This window comes from Streptomyces mayonensis (assembly GCF_018982965.1).
Classification (GTDB): Bacteria; Actinomycetota; Actinomycetes; order Streptomycetales; family Streptomycetaceae; genus Streptomyces; species Streptomyces mayonensis.
In genome coordinates this window covers 26,223-44,486 of record NZ_JACBYP010000018.1, presented here as the reverse complement: position 1 = coordinate 44,486, position 18,264 = coordinate 26,223, and the positions used below count along the sequence as shown (strand labels likewise).

12 protein-coding genes are annotated in these 18,264 nt (G+C 68.4%); all 12 read right to left on the bottom strand.

Going from position 1 to position 18,264, the window contains the following annotated elements:
- Window positions 1–231: 231 nt before the first annotated feature.
- On the bottom strand, window positions 232–1,185 hold the full coding sequence (locus HZS56_RS09785) for a hypothetical protein (protein WP_216720329.1): 954 nt from the start codon (window positions 1,183–1,185) through the stop codon (window positions 232–234).
- A 1-nt stretch (window position 1,186) separates the two neighbouring features.
- Entirely contained in the window at window positions 1,187–5,689 is a 4,503-nt protein-coding gene (locus HZS56_RS09780) for a PDDEXK-like endonuclease domain-containing protein (protein WP_216720328.1), read from the bottom strand.
- 207 nt (window positions 5,690–5,896) lie between these two features.
- Window positions 5,897–6,661, bottom strand: a complete 765-nt coding sequence (locus HZS56_RS09775; RefSeq protein ID WP_308408038.1) for a nuclease-related domain-containing protein — start codon at window positions 6,659–6,661, stop codon at window positions 5,897–5,899.
- 697 nt (window positions 6,662–7,358) lie between these two features.
- Window positions 7,359–8,108 (bottom strand): cation efflux transmembrane domain-containing protein, encoded by a 750-nt coding sequence (locus HZS56_RS09770; protein ID WP_216720326.1) that lies wholly within the window; start codon window positions 8,106–8,108, stop codon window positions 7,359–7,361.
- 2 nt (window positions 8,109–8,110) lie between these two features.
- Window positions 8,111–8,446 (bottom strand): ArsR/SmtB family transcription factor, encoded by a 336-nt coding sequence (locus HZS56_RS09765; RefSeq protein ID WP_216720325.1) that lies wholly within the window; start codon window positions 8,444–8,446, stop codon window positions 8,111–8,113.
- 128 nt (window positions 8,447–8,574) lie between these two features.
- Window positions 8,575–9,282: an HAD family hydrolase gene (locus HZS56_RS09760; protein WP_253914008.1), complete on the bottom strand. Its 708-nt coding sequence runs from the start codon at window positions 9,280–9,282 to the stop codon at window positions 8,575–8,577.
- Window positions 9,283–9,296: 14 nt separating this feature from the next.
- Window positions 9,297–9,698 carry a cupin domain-containing protein gene (locus HZS56_RS09755; RefSeq protein WP_216720323.1) on the bottom strand — a complete coding sequence of 134 codons (402 nt, stop codon included), beginning with the start codon at window positions 9,696–9,698 and terminating at the stop codon, window positions 9,297–9,299.
- A gap of 37 nt (window positions 9,699–9,735) precedes the next feature.
- Window positions 9,736–11,646: a phosphotransferase gene (locus tag HZS56_RS09750; RefSeq protein WP_216720322.1), complete on the bottom strand. Its 1,911-nt coding sequence runs from the start codon at window positions 11,644–11,646 to the stop codon at window positions 9,736–9,738.
- Window positions 11,647–11,690: 44 nt separating this feature from the next.
- Window positions 11,691–12,674, bottom strand: a complete 984-nt coding sequence (locus HZS56_RS09745) for an SDR family oxidoreductase (protein ID WP_216720321.1) — start codon at window positions 12,672–12,674, stop codon at window positions 11,691–11,693.
- A 563-nt stretch (window positions 12,675–13,237) separates the two neighbouring features.
- Entirely contained in the window at window positions 13,238–15,049 is a 1,812-nt protein-coding gene (locus HZS56_RS09740) for an alpha/beta hydrolase family protein (RefSeq protein ID WP_216720320.1), read from the bottom strand.
- Window positions 15,036–16,304 carry an MFS transporter gene (locus tag HZS56_RS09735; RefSeq protein WP_216720319.1) on the bottom strand — a complete coding sequence of 423 codons (1,269 nt, stop codon included), beginning with the start codon at window positions 16,302–16,304 and terminating at the stop codon, window positions 15,036–15,038. The genes HZS56_RS09740 and HZS56_RS09735 overlap by 14 nt, the downstream gene beginning before the upstream one ends.
- A 47-nt stretch (window positions 16,305–16,351) precedes the next feature.
- The gene (locus HZS56_RS09730) at window positions 16,352–17,890 is read right to left on the bottom strand and encodes a tetratricopeptide repeat protein (RefSeq protein ID WP_216720318.1); all 1,539 of its coding nucleotides are present in this window, start codon (window positions 17,888–17,890) and stop codon (window positions 16,352–16,354) included.
- Window positions 17,891–18,264 lie beyond the last annotated feature (374 nt).

Genomic DNA, 18,264 nt, shown 5'->3' with positions numbered 1-18,264 from the left:
CAGCAATATCACCGGCCACCGGGCCTCATCGACTCGGAGACCACGCATCATGGGGCATGGAAGCCCTCGTCAACAGCGGGATCTGCGCCCAGGGCTGCAAGACGTTCGCGGCGTTCGCGGCTCATTGTGAAGTCGCCGAGCCGCGACGCATATATGGCAGCCCATACCGCTGTGTCCGCGTCGCGGCCGCGGACGATTCCACCCGCGGGTCCTGGGGTTCGGGACCTTCGGTCATGCGCCCGCCCTTGTCCCATCGTCCGGACGGCGACGAGCGACGGTTGCCGGCGTTGGGCGTTGTGCTGAAGTATTGGGGTTGCGGCCACGACCTCGATCTGTGGGTGCACCCGTAGAAGGCGGAGCGACGGGCGCCGTCGCCGCGAGATCATTCAACGTGGCATTCACCACCGGCCAGCACATGTCGAGCGTGTCACGATTCGGGCTGTGTCCGGTCTGTTTCTCCGCCAAGGGATGAACGAGATTCCTGCACTGCCGGATGAGCTCCGAGGCCAGTTTGGCATCGTGCTCGATCCACTTACTCTCGTACGCAAAATCCAGGAAGTCTTTCAATCCCATGTTCCGCATCGGCTTCGGCATGCGTACGCCTGTGGTGCGCGTCTGTGCGGCATGCGCGAGCACTCCCTCCAGGAGGCTCCCGAGCATGATGACCGCCGACGTATAGGCGCCGTGCTCGTAACAGATGCGCGCCTCGTCCAGCCGGAGTTGCACAGTGGCAGCCAGTTCCGGATCGTTCACCACCTCGCTGATGGAGACCTTCAGCTCGACCCGCCGTAGCTGCCGCTCCTCGTGCTCAAAACCGGCTTGGCAGGGGATGAGGACCGGCTGGCCTCTTTCCTCCTCGATCCGGCGACCGTCAAGCACCAGAATCTCGTTGAGGCGCTTCAGCGTGGCGCGGTACTCCTGTTGCTGGTTGTAGTACTCAAGGCGATTCGCCAAACGCAGAATTGCGCGTTCAGCATCGTCTGTTCCGTCCTCCTGACGCTCCTTGAGGAGTTCCCTAGCCCACTTGTATCTTGGTGTGCCGTCGTACTCTGGAACGTCGTCCCAGCCCGCACGCTGGAAGAAGGCGGCTATCTCGTACCCCTTCCGGTAAAGCAGTGGCGTCTCGTCCCCGCAGATCAGGTGGGCAATCTCCGTCAGCGTGCTGTCATCGAAGATCTCGTTCACATCAGGCCCCTTCGAGAGAGACGGACGCATCCTCATCGAGCATGGCGTCGAGTTCATAGGTGGTGAGGTCGGCGTCGTCCATCTCGATCGGGGCCCAAATGCTCCCCGAGTCGCCCTGGGCCTCCTCGGTAACTCCGGGCCGGATCCCCAGAGCGTCAAGGCGCTTCCACAACGGGGTCAGCGAATCCTCGGGAGACAGGGCGAACTCGCTGCTGCGTATACGCCAGAACTGCCAGCCTGCCCGGCGCAGTTCCCGCTCCCGCTCGTAGTCGTCACGGATCTGGTCAGGGGTGGAGTGATACGGGCTGCCGTCACACTCCACGGCGAGGCGGCCCGTCTCTCCAACGACGACGAGATCGATGCGTTTGCCGCTGACTTTCCACTGAGGGACGACGTGGTAGCCACGTTCCTTGATCCTGCGGAAGACCCGCTGCTCGAAGAGCGAGTCGAACGGCTCGCACTGCTCATCGGGTGAAACGGCGGAAAGGCCGGGAGAGGTGCCCTGAAGTTCCGGCGGCGCCTGCATATAGGTGAGCAGGGAGTGGCGCAGGTCCCTACTGCGCAGCTGGTCCGCTGTGACGGAGGTGAACAGCCACATCTGGTCGCGGGCCCGGCTGGCAGCCACGTTGAACCGTCTTCCGTCGCCCTGGCCGGTCAGGGCCCGGGTGTTGTCGGCGTCGACGACCAGCGAGAGCAGGATGACGTCCCGTTCGTCCCCCTGGAACTGTTCGGCCGTGCCGACACGTATGTTGTGCCGCTCCTGGATCGTGGAGTCGATCTGCGTGTCGATGAGACTCTCCAAGAGCCTTGTCTGGTGTCCGGAACGGAGCACGATGACCCCGAAACTCCGTTTCGCATATGCTTCGTCCTCCGCGAGTTCCTGCAACTTGGCGACGATGCGTTCGGCCTCGGGCTTGTTGACCAGGGTCTCTCGCCGTCCCTCACAGTGACCTTCATGCACGTGAACGACTTCGAGGGGCCGCAGTCGGTCCGCTCCGTACTGCCGCAGCGGCACGAGTTCGTTGTCGGGATAGAACTGGGCGGAGGACCACTTGATGATCTCCGGCATGCACCGGAAGTGCTCGGTGAGCCTGATCGTCTCGCTGAAGCGCGCAGACAGCAGGTCGTAGAGGTTGGACTTGGGGCTGAGTCCGTCCCGCTGCCAGTCGGTGAGATGGGGCAGGAGTGAGTCGAGGAGTTCGTTGAGCCGCTCGTGCTTGCCGCCTGTGTAAAACGGGACACACTGCTTGTCGTCACCCACGACGATGATCCTCGGAGCGAGCCACAGCAGCATCAGACCGTCCAGACCGACCTGGCTCGCCTCATCCACAATGACGACGTCGAAGGCGTCCGGCTCGGGATCGATCATTTCGGCCACCTGTTTGATCGGCATGACCCATGCCGGGACCGCGGCACGCGCGTCACGCATCGCGGAACGGGCGGCCTTCAGGTGCCGCTTGCCGAGTGCCGTCATTCCCTTGCCTGCGTTCGCCGTGGCCGACGCGTAGGCACTCAGCGCCTGTTTCTGTCCGGCCGTCATCCGGTCCAGGCAGTGATACAGCGCTCGGTCGGCCGCTAGTTGAGTCACCGTTCTCCTCAACTGCGTTTCGATTGCCTCCAATTCGCCTTCTAGCTTGGCTTCCCTGCCAGGTGTCAGCATCGTGTCCTGGAAGGTACGCGCTCGCCGCCATGCCCAGGCCCCATCCAGGTCTACAAGGCGGGTCTCCCACGCCGCCTCGGTCGGGGACTCGGCGAAGCGCCGTGCCAGTTCGGGGTGGTCCTCGGACAGGCGGTCCAGGAGTTTGCGGGCCTCCCGGCGATCAGCCTCACGGTGGAATGCCTCGGTCAGCGAATCGATCGCGGACGTGTACGCCTGTGGATCACGGTCGGTGACGGCCCGGTGTACCTCTGCCAGTTCGGCCACTCCGCGGGCATCGGGTCGCGGCAGCTGCTCGGAGATGGACCGCAGCCTCTCCTCCGCCTCACGGGCACGGAGCAGCCGTTCCGCACCGTTCGCCGACGTACGCACGTCGTCCCACTGTTGCGCCGTCCGCACCGTGGCCTTGATCCGGGCCTTAGGTAGGACTTCGTGCAGCTTACGCACGGATTGGGTGAACCCGTCCACCGCGCGGAGCGTCGGCACCCGGTCCAGCAGCTCCGACAAAGCCACCTGCGTGGAGCCTTCGGCCTCGGGCGCGTCGACGCTCTTCCAGCGCTCGTTCAGCTGCCGAACGCACTGGCGTGCCGCCAGATGAGCCACCAACGCGGAGATCTCGTCCGGTGTGCTGGGCAGCCTCCCATCCACCCGGCAGTCCCGCAGAAGGACTTGGGCCTCCTTCTGGACTGGCCTCGGGGCGAACTTGCGCAGCTTGCCGCCTGCACGCAAGTACCGTTCGAGATCCTTCCCGGCGGCGATGAGACGTGATTCCTCGGCAAGCGCCACGTCGGGTACGTCGAGCACGGTGAAGAGCATGTGCTGAAGCACGCTTTGCACGTCCTCGGCACGGGCGGACGCCTGCCGCACTCCCTCCCACAGCTGCTGCCGCCGGCCTGCCATTCCGTCCTGCAAGGCGCGCGTGGTCCACTCCTCGGGCGGCCAGGCGGCAGGGTCACCCGGCAGTCCCTCGCTCTGCAGCGCGTGTTCCGCTGCGTCCAGCAGACCGACCAGTGTCGCGATCAGCTCATCCCCGCGGTCTGCGAGTTCGAGGGCAAGTGTGTCGGACGCCGACGCAGCACAGGCACGTACAGCGGCGTCCAGGGCGTTGACCGCTTCTTCGAACAGCACGGGTGCGATGAAATCCGCGGGGTCCGGGCAGCGGGCGGCATACTCGTCCAGCACGCCAGCCCCGTGCCGGGACACCAGGCCCAGCAGGCGCTGGGCCTCGTCCTGGGTCAGTGACGGTTCGCGCGGTGCCGAGGCGGGCAGAGCGGGCATCCAGTCGTACTTCGGTGCACCAGCAGCGACCGTCTCCACAATCTCCGCGAGCCGCCCCTTGTATCCGGGTGCCACGTCGAGGTGTTCGTACCACTCCGCCTCACGTATGGCGCGCAGTTCGTCACGAAGCCGCGCGCGGGTGTCCGACAGTTCCGAGCGCAGCGCCTCATGGCTCTTGATCCTTACCTCGAGACGCTCCGTCGACTGGGTGGCACTGAGCTGGGAAAGCGCGCGCACGGACTGTTCCAGGTCGTCGCTGCCGTCCTGGCGCCGGTCGCCCTGGAGGACGCACAGGTTGCGAAGCTCGGGCGGCAGTTGCTGCCGCAGGACCTTCAGAGCCTGGCCCTTCTCACTCGTCACGAGCACCCGCTTGCCGTCCGCCAGCAAGGCGCACACGAGGTTGGCGATGGTGTGGGTCTTTCCCGTGCCTGGCGGTCCCTGAACCACGACGCCGGTATCGGTCTGTAGGCGCCTCAGCACCTCCCGCTGGGCTTCGTTCGACAGCAGCGGGAACAGCGGGTCAGGGCCAAGGGCGGGCGGCACGTCACGGCTCCCCGCCGCCGTACCCCACACCCTGCGGTCCTCCGCTTCCAGCTGGTACAGCAGCTGAGCCAAGCCCAGCGGAGCCATGGCACCGGGCTGAGCGAGGCGGTTCGCGATGCCGTCGTAGAAGTTTACGAGGGCACCCTGGCCCCTCTGGCGGAGAATGATCGCCGGCGCGAACCCAAGTGTGGGCACCGGCAGCGCGAGGTCTGCGGATGGGCGGCCCCAGCCACGGTGGAACGCCACCGCGCGATCGGTGCCGAACGCCCTCTCCGACCAGTCGCCGAGCACGTCCTGGGAGTCACGGGACAGCGGATGGAATCCTTCTGTATCGATACGGTCCCGCAGCGGGCTCAGCAGACGGGTGCTGTAGCCCGCGTCCGCGTCGAGAAACTCGCTGTCCTCCATCCGCGCCGGGTCGCCGGGGGCGAGGGCGACGGTGATGGACATGTTCGTGGGATTCACGGTGAGTATCAGCGGCGCCGTCAAAATGTGCCGGGCGATGCGTGCCGACGGACGTGCGGCTCCAACGGTCAGCAATCCGGCGCCCAGTACCGCCTCGTATTCCTCGCCGTCCTGCTGAATCCTGGTCGCCATTCGGTACAGCTGCTGATGGAGTTCCCTATAAGGACGGTCGATGCGCTCTTTCTCCGACCACTTGCGCCACGCGTCGAGCCACCGTGTGTAGGCGCGCAGCACGTCGTGCGCTTCCTCCCGGCGAATCTCGGAAACTTCGAACAGGTCTCCGTTTTCGTCCTCTTGCCAACCCTGCCCCGGTCCCGATTCGGCCAGCGGTGGCACTTCGGGCGATGCGGTGGCGGCGGCTTCGGGATCGACCCATCCCACCAGCGCCTCGGGCAGGACAGGAGCCGGGCGGGACGGGCGGTGCGCCACCTTAAGCAGCGTCCGGTCGCCATCCGGGTTCCGCCGGAGCCTGTCGTCCGGAATGTCGGAAAGCCAGAGGACCTCCGGGTATTTCTGCCAGTCCCGCACCGGCTTGTATGACCCGCGAACAAATTCGCGCATGTATTCGATAAGTTGGCGCGTGCGGTGGACCGCCTCCGGATGGTTCGCACGGAGTGCAGAGTGAAGAGACACCTATCCCCCCAGATCATGGCTCAACGGAAAGCCTTCCAGGATGTGGGAGAGAAGCGCGGCCTTCAACAAGGACCGGCGAGTAATGACGTAAACCAGCCACATTCTGCGGAAATTGGCTGTAACCCAGCCAACCGTTCAGGGGCGAACCCACGTGCGGCGATCACGTGCCGCCATGTACACCAACTCGACCTTGTCCGGTCCCCAGCCAGCCTTGGGGTGCTTGAACGTCGCGATGTCGCGCTCCTGAAGGACACGCACGTCGTGAAGCGACGGCACGACCTGCAGCTCTGCCACCGCAACGAAGGCAAGCACCGGCTGAACCTCGACGGGAAAGCCACACGCACGCGTCAGCGCGCTCGATGCCCGACGCGCCTCGGCTCGACTCTTCCGCACGTAGGGGTACGACTGGCCGCCTATCCGAACCGAGTCGTCGCCCACCCACACACGCGCACCGCGGTGGCACTTCGTGTTGACGCAAAAGGCTCCGCCCGGACCGATCAGGACGTGGTCGATGTCGACATCGCCTGCCAGGGGTATGGAATGCAGTACTCGCCAGCCTCGCCACGCCAGCCTCTCCAACTCCACCCCCACCCGGCGCTCACCGGCCAGTCCGGTGCGCCAGCTGTCCACCTCCAGACGCCTACCGGACATCCTGGCCAACACCCACCGCCAGAAGCCGGGTGCCAGTTCGTCCACCTTCCTCTGCAGCGCGTCTCCTGGGCGGTTCCCCACAAGGTCGTCTTCAGAGCGCAGTGCCTTGTGCACTACCGGCAAAGAAGAAGTAGCAAGGTAGGGAGCGAGGGCGTCGAGTACCGCGTCCCGCTGCTCCTCGACCAGAAGCTCCAGAGACCCCGTGCGGCGGTCGAGCCAGGCGACCTTCGTGCCGTCCGGCTGATTCACGTAGAGACGGTCATGTCCGTAACGTTTCCACACAGAGACCCGTAATCCGCTCACGCGTCCCCCGTTTCGCATCCCACCAAAAGACCAATGACCATGTGACCAGGGTCAGAAGCAGTGAGCAAGACGGCCTCATGTATGCGCCGGGCAGGCGTGCGCTTCCCAGCCGACTCTGCAGCCAGGACAGGGCACATCCAGGGCACATGAGCCCGGGAAACGGCGTTGACCCGTGAGAACTACCGAAAGCAGTTTCCGCAGGTCAACGCACACTTCACCGAGAAGCACCAGGTCAGCGCCCCGCCGCGTTCAATCGCTCCACGAATGGCAGGACTTCAGCCACCGGCTGCATGAGGCGGGGCACCAGCCGTACTGCTTGGTGTGGCCCTGAGCCGGGGGTTCCCTCACACTTTCGGGCGAAGTTGATCACGTCCCGGCCGACAGCCCTGGAGCCAGCAGCTCCAGCACCTCCTCTTCGCCTGCCTTTTCTCCTCCTGGCACACCGCACCAGCGGAGGCCAAGGAGGCGTTCGCCGCTGCCAACGCTGCGGCGTGGCAAGAGATCGCCCGCGCCGATGCCGCGCTCTGGAAGGCTTCAACGGCTGGGTACGCTGCCGCCTTCCATGCCCATGAGGTCGGCGCGGATACCGAAAGCGAATCGGCCCGCGCCGGGGAGAGGGCGACTCTCACCTGTACGCAGAAACTCACCGACCGGCCTTCGCTCCCGTTGTGCAGCAGGTGCGGCCCGGTTGGCAGCCGCACGCGTCCTCGTCGGCGTCGGCCGCGGCGGTCCCCGCGCCGGCCGGAGTGACGGGGGCGCAGCAGCCCTTGCCCTGCCAGGCGTCGCGTCCTTCCTTGACGGCGATGCCGGCGATGACCAGCGCGGCGATCGGGTCGGCCCAGGACCAGCCGAGGGTGGCGTTGAGGACGAGGCCCGCCAGCAGTACCGCCGAGAGGTACGTGCACAGCAACGTCTGTTTGGAGTCCGCCACTGCCGAGGCGGATCCGAGTTCGCTCCCGGCCCCTCGCTGAGCGGCGGACAGAAACGGCATGATCGCAAGGGAAAGCGCGGCGAGCACGATGCCGGGGACGGAACGCTCGGCCTCGCCGGTTCCGGCCAGGGCGCGGACCGCGTCGACGGTGACGTACGCAGCGAGCGCGAAGAACGACCCGGCGATGATCCGGAGCGTCGTCTTCTCCCGGGCCTGACGCACCGCGTGATCGGCTGCGGAGAACTGCCAGGCGACCGCGGCCGCGGAGGACACCTCGACGACGGAGTCCAGGCCGAAGCCGATCAGTGCGGTGGACGAGGCGAGCGTGCCGGCGGTGAGGGCGACGACCGCCTCGACGACGTTGTAGGTGATCGTCGCGGCGACCAGCAGCCGTATCCGCTTCGCCAGCGCTTCTCGTCGGGCCGGAGAAGGGCCGGGGGACGTGGATACCTCTGCCCTCATGGTCAGCAGCACCCCTTCTCGTCGGCTTCGACGCATGTGCGGTCGCTCTCCACGGCCAGCACGGCGGTGCGCAAGTCGTCCAGCGCGTGGCCGAGTCGTTCGTCGGCCAACTCGTAGCGGGTGCGGCGGCCGTCGGGGACCGTGACGACCAGGCCGCAGTCGCGCAGGCACGCCAGGTGGTTCGACAACCGGGTCCGGGAGACGCCCAGCATGTCGGCAAGGTCGGCCGGATAGGCGGGGGCCTCGCGCAGGGCGAGCAGGATGCGGCAGCGGATCGGTTCGGCCAGCGCGCGGCCGAACCGGGCCAGCACCTCAATGTCGGGGGCAGCAGTCAGCACACCACGACGATACAGGGAATCGTGAATTCAGGAAATCGTGTATTGATGCAGCCGCCCGCCGGTGCTTCCTGCGCAGCCGTGCCTACCACCGCGGGCGCGACGAGTGTCACCGCCGGAATGCCGGCTGCTCAGCGGGTGACCAGTTCTGGGTTGCCCTTGCGGACGAGGTCGAGGACGGGGCGCAGGCCGGCTGGGCGGGCGTAGGCCGGGAGGTGGTCGACCAGGTGGACGGGGCAGCCGAGGGCCAGCGCGCCGGTGTCGGCGTGGCGGTCGTCCCCGACCATCACCACCTGCTCGGGCGGGAGGCCCAGCGCCTGGCAGGCGGTGCGGAACAGGGCGGGGTCGGGCTTCTGCACGCCGTGCTCGTAGCTGAGCACGAACGCCTTCACCAGGTCCGCGAGGCCGTGGGCGCGCAGCACGGGGCGCAGGTCCCAGCCGATGTTGCTGACCACTGCCACCGGCACGTCGCGCCTGCGCAACTCGGTCAGTACCTCCGCAGTGTCCGGGTAGGGCCGCCACGCAGACGGCGTCATGTGGCGGGCGTACAGGGCGTCGTACACCGTCCGGCCCCAAGGGAGGTCCGCCTGGCGGGCCAGAGCGGCGTACGCGGCGCGGTGGCGGTCGGCGGACAGGTCGCGTTCCTGCCACAGCCCGTCGAGAGGGGAAGGCAGGGACTGCGGGGAGGCACCGCCGGGCTGTGCGCCGCAGCGTTCCAGCCGGGCGGCGTACTCCTCGACCTCCGCCTCGGTGGCGGCGGTGCCGGTTTCGGTCAGGACCGCGCGAAGCCAGTCGGCGGCAGGCTCGATCCGCATGAGCGTGCCTGAGAAGTCGAACATGCAGCCTTCGACGGTCACCGCGGTGTCTCCTGTTCGGGGGAGGCGGCAAGGGCGGGGCCCGTGGGCACCTCCACCTTGTCGCCGGGGACCTTGGGCAGGTGGAAGACGAGGAGCCGGACGGGGTGCGGCACCGGCAGCGCGCCGTGCGCGTCGTTCGGCTCCAGGACGAGCAGGTCGCCGGCCGCCAGCCGGACCAGTTCGCCGGCGACCCAGTAGTCGGCGTCGTCCAGGAAGTAGAACACCTCGTACAGGTGCCGGTGGTAGTGCCTTCCCTCGGTGAAGTCGGCGGGGTGCTCGACGTAGAGGACGCCGGCACGGTCCACCGGCACGTCCACCGGAAGGTCGAGCAGGGACAGCACGGTCCGGCCGTCGGGGCGACCGACCGGTGCCAGGTCGGCCCGGTGTACTACACGCATCCCGCGGGCTCCTCTCCGTCAGTTTCTGTCGGGTCCATCAGCGGTGTACGGCTTCTGTCCGGTCCATCAGCGGTGTACGGCGCGGCCCGCTCAGCGCGTCGTCCCGGACGGGGCGGGCGCGGGGGCGGGCGGCCATCAAGTCGCGGTGGAGGTCGTTGATCAGTTCCAGCCCGCGGGCGTAGCAGGCGAGCACGACGGTCTCGCGCTGGTCGTGCGCGATGTGGAACGGCATGACGCTGCACATGTGGGCGGCCTCCGCGAAGCGGACCTTGAGCAGCCAGTGCGGGTCGTCCTGGTGCCAGCCCGTCGCGGTGAGCCAGGCGTGCACGCGCTCGCGGATCCGGCGGTAGAACGCCACGAGGTGGGGGGATGTGAAGGTGTAGTCGATGCCGTCGGCGCCGGCCGCCACCTCCACATGGCCCGCGTGGATCAGGTCGTACAGGGAGTTGACGGAGTGCCAGACCTTGCCCAGGTCGTACGCGGGGTCGTAGCCGGCGTTCCCTCTGGGGTCGATCAGCAGGAAGCGATGGTTGTGCCGGTCGACGAGGATGTTGTCGAAGTGCGGGTCGCCGTGCGTACGCACCAGCCGGTCGGGGGTGAGCATGCGCAGCGCCGTTTCGTCGCGGACGAGGTCGGCCACGAGGGCGCGGGCGTTGCGCAGCCGGACGCCGTTGACCAGGAGGCTGTCCGCCGTCCACAGCCGGTGCCGCTCCGCCAGCGCGGCGGCGGTCTGCGCAAGCCTGGTCTCGATACGGTCCAAGTGGGTGCGGCGCAGATAGCCGGCGGGGGCCGGCCGGACCCCGGCCGGGTACACGTCCCGGCGGAGGACGGCCAGCACCCGGCGTGTCCAGCGGGCGGCCTCCTCCTCGTCGATCTCCCCGGTGAGGATCAGCCCCCGGAGGGTGGGCAGGTGGTGGTAGGCCAGGTCCATCGAGACGCCGTGCGGCTCGACGCGGGACGCGACGATGTCGGGGAAGTGCCGGCCGGCGGTGGTCTCCAGGCCGTGCAACCAGCTGACCTCGTCGTTCAGTTTGCTGAGGCCGGCGCTGACCGCCTCTTTGCGGACCGTACGGCTCCCGGAGCCGCTGTGCAGGCGGATGTAGGTACGGGCGTGGGAACCACCGGCCAGGCTCCCCTCGATCACCATGTCGTCCCCGTGGACGTCCCGGGCGAGGACCGCGCACCGGATGCGCGTACGGCGGGCCAGGGTGCCGATCGCGTCCTGCCAGGGGAAGCCGGCCGCACGGTCGGGGTGGCGGGAGGCGTGGGAGTCGAGTATTCCGGCGAGGAGCCGCCGCTCCGCGCCGGTGAGTAACAGGGCGCCGAGGAAATTGAAGGGGGCTTCGGTGGCCCGGTCGGGGGCGTCGTGCACGGCTGGTGGGCGGCTCCCGCCGTCCGGGCGGTCCGGGCAGCTCGGGCCACCCGCTGGCATGCGGCTCCCGCAGCCCGGGCCGGTCGGGCCACTCGTGGCGTTCGGGCCGACGGTTGCGCCGTCCCGATCGTCCGCGTCCAGTACGCCATCCCGATCGTCCAGGCTGTTCAGGCCGTCCAGCATCACGTGGCGGCCCTGCCGGCGGGTCGCGGCCGCGGCGCGGGCCGGGTGGTCCGGCTGGTCGGTCACCAGGGCCGTAGCGGCGCCGAGGTTGGCGAATGCCGCGAGGATGCCGGGTCGGATGTCACAGGCGCAGTCGAACACCAGCATGCTGCCGGTGCCGCGGCGCAGTCCGGCGGCGAGGAGCCCGTACCGCTGGTGCTCCCGGCCCGGGGCGGTCCACTCCACGGCGCCGGGCCACCGCGCGGGCCCGTCGGCGTCCGCCGCCGTGTCGGCGGCCAGCACGCCGACACGGCTGAGCGTGCCGTCCAGGACAGCGTCCCGCACCTGGTGGACCACCCCGGCCGAGGCCGCCGGGTGCCGTCGGCAGGTTGTGTTGCACACGATGACTTCCACCACGGATCTCCTTCTGTGAGAGGGACAGGCGGTCATGGGCGCCGTCACCTTCCGGCGGAGGCCTGCCCAGGTGTGCTTCCCGAGGTGCTTGTCGAGGTGCTTGTCGAACGCAGGTAGTCGGCGGCGCGGCGGTGGATCCCGGCGGGTGGCCGCAGCCCGAGGGACTCCAGCCGGTCGGTGCGCAGCCAGGGGCGTTCGGGCCTGCGGGCACCGCCCGTCGCGCCGGGCGAGGGACGGGACGGTCGCAGCAGGGCTGACGGCAGCCCCGCCGCCTCGGCGACGGCCCGTCCCCATACGTACTTGGTGGCGCCCTCCTGCGCCGCCACGTGCAGGACGCCGGTGAGGTCGTCGGCGATCACCCGGGCCAGCACCGCGGCCACGTCGTGGCTCCAGGTGGGCTGGCGCTCGTAGTGGTCGTCGAGGTCCACCGGGCGGCCCTGCTCCAGCGCTTCCAGCATGGCTTCGAGCCAGGTGGGGGTGCGGCCCGGGACGGGGTCGCCGTACAGGACGGGCAGGCGGACGGTGAGCGCGCCGGGAACCTGGGCGGCGTACCGCTCGCCGAGGAGCTTGGTCTCGCCGTAGGTCTGCAGCGGATTGGGCGCGTCGTCCTCGCGATAGCCGTCGCGCGATGAGCCGTCGAAGACGTATTCCGTGGAGAGATAGACGAGTTTCGTGCCGTGGCGGGCGCATGCCTGCGCCACGTTCTCGGTGCTCGCGGCGTTCAGCAGGTGGGCCATCCGCGGATCGCGTTCGCATGCCTGGACATCGGGGGCGGCGACGCAGTGCACACAAACCTGCGGAAGGTGTTCGGCGAAGTACCGGTCCACCTGTGCGCGGGAGGTGGCCTCGATGCGTTGCAGTCCGGGAAGGGGGCGGCGGTACGACCACCCCGTGACTAAGTTGCCTGCATTGTCATTTTCGGTAACTTCCAGGTCCTCCGTGTTTCCCGGATTTACCGTGCCGAGCACCGTCAATAGGCGGCTTCCCAACATTCCGCCGGCGCCTGTGACGAGGATATGGCGAGACATGCGGTTCTCCCTCATGCTCGGGGATCACGGATGCGCCCGGTCGAAACCGGGCCCGCTGCGGCTGATGGCCGTCGGGCAGGAGCGGTGCTGTGGGCTGATGAGCTGCGGGCATCAGCCACGCAGGGCACCGCCCGGGATGCAGCGTGCCGTACCGGGCCACCGGTGACGGCGCCGGCAGGACAGACCGCTGGAAAGGGCTTTCTCTTTCCGACAGAAGACGAATTCATGCATCGAGTGGGAGCGCTCCCAACATTTTTGCAAGTCCGACCGGATTTCCCTCCCACAGGATCGCGGCACCCTTGCACCACTGTCAACCACCCCGCAATACCGGCCGTCCAGGGCAAATCCGGAAAGTCGGCACGCCGGCCGGACGCCATAAGATACCGAATAACGCCAAGCCGCTGATACGGATGTTTTGTCGATATTGCGGGCGTCCGGCTATTCGAGCGGTAGCCGTGGCAGCTGCTCGGCGCTCCTCCGGTCGTTCCGCGTCGCCGGCCTCGACGAGCTGCTCAACGATCCGGCGACTGCATCGTAGATCCGCGCGTTGGGGCCCTCCGGCCTCAACGGCCGGCCGACGCCGACGCCGCTCGGGTGACGGGAAGAATCCCCAGAACCCGCCGCAGAGCCGAGTGGATGTTGCGGTACCGGTGCCCGGCCTGCCCGGGGTCGGCGGGCGCGTGGCCCGCTCCTGCCTCGGTGACCAGCGTCCAGGGCAGGTCTTTGCGGATCGCCTCGTCGGCCGCGCGCCTGCTGTGCTGCCACTGGGTCACCTCGTCCTCGCTGCCGTGCACGAGGACGACGCGCTGTCCGGGAGCCGTGGCGGTGAGGTGTTCGGGGTCGAAGACCCGCTGTGCCGGCGTGGCCGACGCGGCCAGTTCGAACCGGGCTCCGAACCAGTCCCGGTAGGAGGGGTCCGCCGCGGACGCCTGCTCGGCATGGCGTCGGATGTCGATGAGCGGTGCGCCTGCCACCGCGCCGGCGAGATCGTGTCGCAGGACACAACCGAGCAGGGCGAGTGCGCCGCCGAAACTTCCCCCGAGAAGAGCGATGCCGGCCGGGGCGACCCCCCACTCCGCGGCCGCGGCGACACAGGACTCCAGGTCCTCCCGGAACGCGGTGGTCCAGGCCTTCCACGCCCGCTGTGTGTGGAGTCGACCGTACCCGGTGGATCCGCAGTAGTTGAGTCCCATGACGGCCACACCGGCGTCGAGGAGTTCGCGGTACAGGCCGTCCCAGCGGAGTTCGTCGCGTTCCAGTGACTCCGGTCCGCCGTGGAGCGCGACGACGGCTGCCACCGGAGGCTGCTCCGGCAGGTACCGCAGCACGGGTGTCCGGCCGTACCAGACGTGGGCCAGCGTGGCCCGCCCGTCGTAGCGGGGCACGTCGCCCCTGGTCCGGTGCAGGTGTCCGTCCCGGTCCAGCCAGAGCCAGAAGGAGCCTGCCAGCGTCGACACCTGGTAGATCCCGATGCCGGACGGCCCCGCGGTCCGGATGCGCAGCCGGCCGGTGCCGTCGAGGGGGAGCCGGGTGGTCTCGTCGTTGTCCGGATGCCACAGGTACAGGGTGTCCGAGCCCTCGGCGGTGGCGACGACGAGGACCCGTCCGCTGCCGTCCCGCAGGAAGCGCGCGTCGTCGACGTGTCCGGCAGGGACGGTGACCGTGACCGACGAGCAGGTGACGAGGTCCCACACCATCAGGCGGCTCTCGGCACCGGGCGGCGTCTCGATGAGCAGGCCGCGGCCGTCCCAGCCGTCGGCCCACCGGGCTTCGACCGGTTGCGGGGCGGCCTTCGACAGGGGGCGTTCCAGGTGCAGCCCGCAGTCCCGGGGGCCGCGGTCCGCACGGAGAACGGCCGCGTCGCGGCGGAGGTCCCAGTGGACCAACTGGCCCGGCACAGCGGGCCGGTGGGTGCGGGTTTGCTTGCCGGCCCGGATCTGGTGGAACTCGACGGAGCGGGGCCCGGATTCGTCCTCGACCGTGAGGACCAGGCAGGGGGCGCCCTCCTGGTCCCGGGCGTGCACCACGTCCGTCAGGGTCCACTGGCCGTGCCGTGCCGGTGGCAGCGCCGCATGCCACCGCTCGCTCCTGCCGTCCAGACCGCTCTCGACCACCACGGCATCCGTGTCGTTCAGATGCACGGTCACGAGCAGTCCGCGTTCCTCGACGAACAGCACGGCGTCACCGTCGAGTTCGATGCGACGGCCGTCCAGGGCGCGCTTCGCACGCACGGGTACGTCGATGTGCAGCGCGCCGTCGTCCTGGACGGATCCCAGCACCGGGCCTTCGTCCCACGAGAGCAGGAACCGGCTGCGCTCGGTGAGGAAGAGTTCGGACACGTGGCGCTGGGAGGGGGCGGCGTCAGGTGGTCGCATGGGCACTCTGCCTTTGCGGGTCGGTCTCGGCGAGTCTGCGCAGACGGCCGTAGAAGGCCGGTACGAGCAGTGCGTTGGCCAGGGTGAGCCCGGTGGCGATGAGGACCGTGTGGGAGCTGCCGAGCTGGTGGTACAGCCAGCCGCCCACCGCGCCCCCCAGCGAGTCTCCGGCCAGGAAGGCACTCTGTACGAGCCCGAAGAGAACTCCCGCGAGGGCACTGGGGAACGCGTTCAGTTGCAGCAGTTCCTGGGAGACGGTCGCTCCGAGCAGGAAGGCGCCGCGCACGGCGAGGGCACAGGCCGCCAGCCACGGACTCACCGACAGAGCCAGGACCAGCGTGGCCGCCGCACAGCAGCTCTCCGAGACCAGGAAGACCGCCAGGGGCGAACGCTCGCGGAGGTACTTCCCGGCGACGGCCGCCGCGGTCAGCCGGACGACGCCGGCCACAGCGAGTACGACACCGACGAGAGCCACCGGCACACCCCGCTCGGCAAGCAGCAGGGGCAGGTACGGGCTGAGGATGCTGACGTAGGAGCCCATCAGGAATCCGAGGCCGACGACACCGAACACCAGACCCCGGTGCTTCCGGAACACGGTGGCGAACCCCGCTTCGCCTGCCTTCGCCGGGGCGGCGGAGACCGTACCGGTGCGCGTCGGGGGAAGGAGGAAGAGCCCGGCCAGCACGCAGGCCGCGGCGAGGAGCAGTACGCAGACGTAGCCTCGGTCGCCCGCGCCGACGAACGCGGCGAGCGCTCCCGCACTTCCCATGCCGAGGGCCGTTCCGGCCTGGGTCATGAACTCCCGGCGGGACACGATCGATACGCGCTGCTCCTCGGTCGTGTGGTGCAGGGTCCACGTGCGCAGTCCGATGAACACGGATGAGGCTCCGAGACCCGCCACGAGGCCGGAGGCCACCGCTACGACGGCACTGTCGTGGACGACGCGCAGCGTCATGCCGGCCGAGTAGAGGACGGTGCCGCCGACGAGTACCGCTCGTGGCCCCCACTGGTCCGAGAGCCTGCCGATGAACACCGACGTGGTGCCGGCGACGGCCATCGCGGTGTACGACAGACCGAAGTGCACGAGATCGTCGTGCGCGTCGAAGTACAGCGGGTGCACTGTCTTCGAGAGCCACATGCCGGTGAAGAACATGAAGGTGTAGGCCACGATGCGGCGGGCCCCCGGGACCGGCGGGCGCCGGTCCGACGGCGTGGCACGGGGCGAGGGCATGGACGCCTTTTCGGCTTTGGACACTTGATTCCCTTTTCAGGGCACGCGGGCTTGGGAACGGCGTGTTGCGGTCACGCCAGGGCGGCGGCCACTTGTTCGAGATTGGCGCGGGCGTCGGGGTCGTCCGGATCGAGTGCGAGAACCTCTTCCAACGCCGAGCGGGCTGCGGGAAGATTCCCGAGCCGGGCGTGCTGCTCGGCCGCCAGGGTAAGGAGTTTAGCCGCCTGCTCGCGCGGCAGCAGACCGGGGTCCAGGGTGCGGGCCAACTGCAAGGCCCTTTCCGGCTGCTCGGTTTCGGCAAGGAGGTAGGCATAGTCGTACAGCGCTTCGACGTCCTGCGGATCGCATTCGTGGGCGATGCGGTACGAGTCGAGGGCCTCCGCCGCCTTCCCGATCTGCATGTACGTAAATCCGATGAGTGAATGCACCTCCTGAATGGAAGGCCCCAGCTTCCTGGCTTTCAGCAGGGAGGCAAGCGCTGCGTCGAACTGCTCGGTGCTCAGGTAGCAGTGCGCGAGCTCCATGTGGTATTCCGGCATCTTTCCGTCGACGCCGAGCAGTTCACGGTAGGTCTCGATGGCGGATTCGGTCCTGCCGATGCGCCGGTAGCACTGTGCCAGGTTGTAGATCAGCACGGTCTGGTGCATGCGGTGGACCGCGGTGCCGCTGCGGAGCTTCGAGATCCCGGCCGTCAGATGACTGATCGCCGCATCGACGCGGCCCCGCCGGAATTCCACGAGGGCGTAGCCGTTCCGGTTGAAGACCCGGTGGAAGGTGAGATCCCGGTCGTCGTCCTCGTCCACCCGGCCCAGGGCCGCGTACCCGTGTTCCAGGAAGTCGGCCGTCCGGTCGAGGGAGCGCAGGTGCTCCGGGTGGTGGCGCGCGTAGAGCATGGAGAGCGCGTAGTCGGCGCCGGCCACCCCGACGGGGTCGGTGTCGCCGCGCCACCTCAGACAGCAGAACTCCGCCTCCAACGTCCTGCCCTGCATGGTGTAGGCCAGGCCGAGGCGCCCCCAGACGGCCGGCACGTCGCGGTGCGGCTGGATGCCCCGCAGAATCCGCTCGGCGGTCCAGCTGTCGCCGACGCTCAGGTATTCCACCGCCTGTTCGTACAGGTGGTCCAAGTCGGCTTCCGCAAGCGTTCCGACCTGGGCGAACAAGCGGTTGACGGTCTCTTCCCGGGGGCTCCTGGGCGGTTGGACGGTGGCCGCGGAGCCGCCGGCGCCCAGCCGGAGCCGCACCTCGGCGTCCCGTCCCGGAGCCATCGCCAGCGTCTCCAGGAAGAGCCGGCTGCCTTCGTCCAGCAACTCGGCGTGGGTCACCTCGACGGCGCAGGGACCCACGTCGGACAGCCAGGCCCTGCTGACATCACGGAAGTTGCGGGTGAGGCGGTCCTTCAGGAAGAACCGGATCCGGTCCTGGGCCTGGGCGGCGTCCGTGAGGCTCGCTTCGCTGTCGATGCCGGCGCAGGAGGGATCGTCCGGGGAGATCAGTTTGAGCCCGATCAGCGCTTCTCGCGGCCACCGGGACCTGTCCGTCACGTCGATGAGCGCCTTGACCGGCGAAAAGCTCACGACTCCGCCGGCGGCTGAAACCACGAAATGGCGCATCCCGTCCCCCGTTTCCCCTGCAAGTCCGTCCAGGCCGGAAATTCAACGTGCCCGTGAGGGGCAGAGAATCTCTGCCCCTCACGGTTGTGCGGCGCCTCGGATCAGACCGGGGCGTTGTACATCACGGAGAACGTAACCTTCTTGACCGCAGGAGCAGCCTTGATCAGCTTCATCGCATTCCCCTTTGCGTTTTCGGGCTGGGTTGCCCGGTCAAATCAAGATTCAGCTGTCACCCTTTCTGTGAGCAAGTACTTTCCGGTCGACCGAGGACGTGACGTGGATCACCGTCGCGCAATGTTTGTCGATCGCCGACAGACTTGAGCCATCCCGAGTGGACCGAGCAACCGCTGTTCTTGACGTTCGTCACCCCGAAA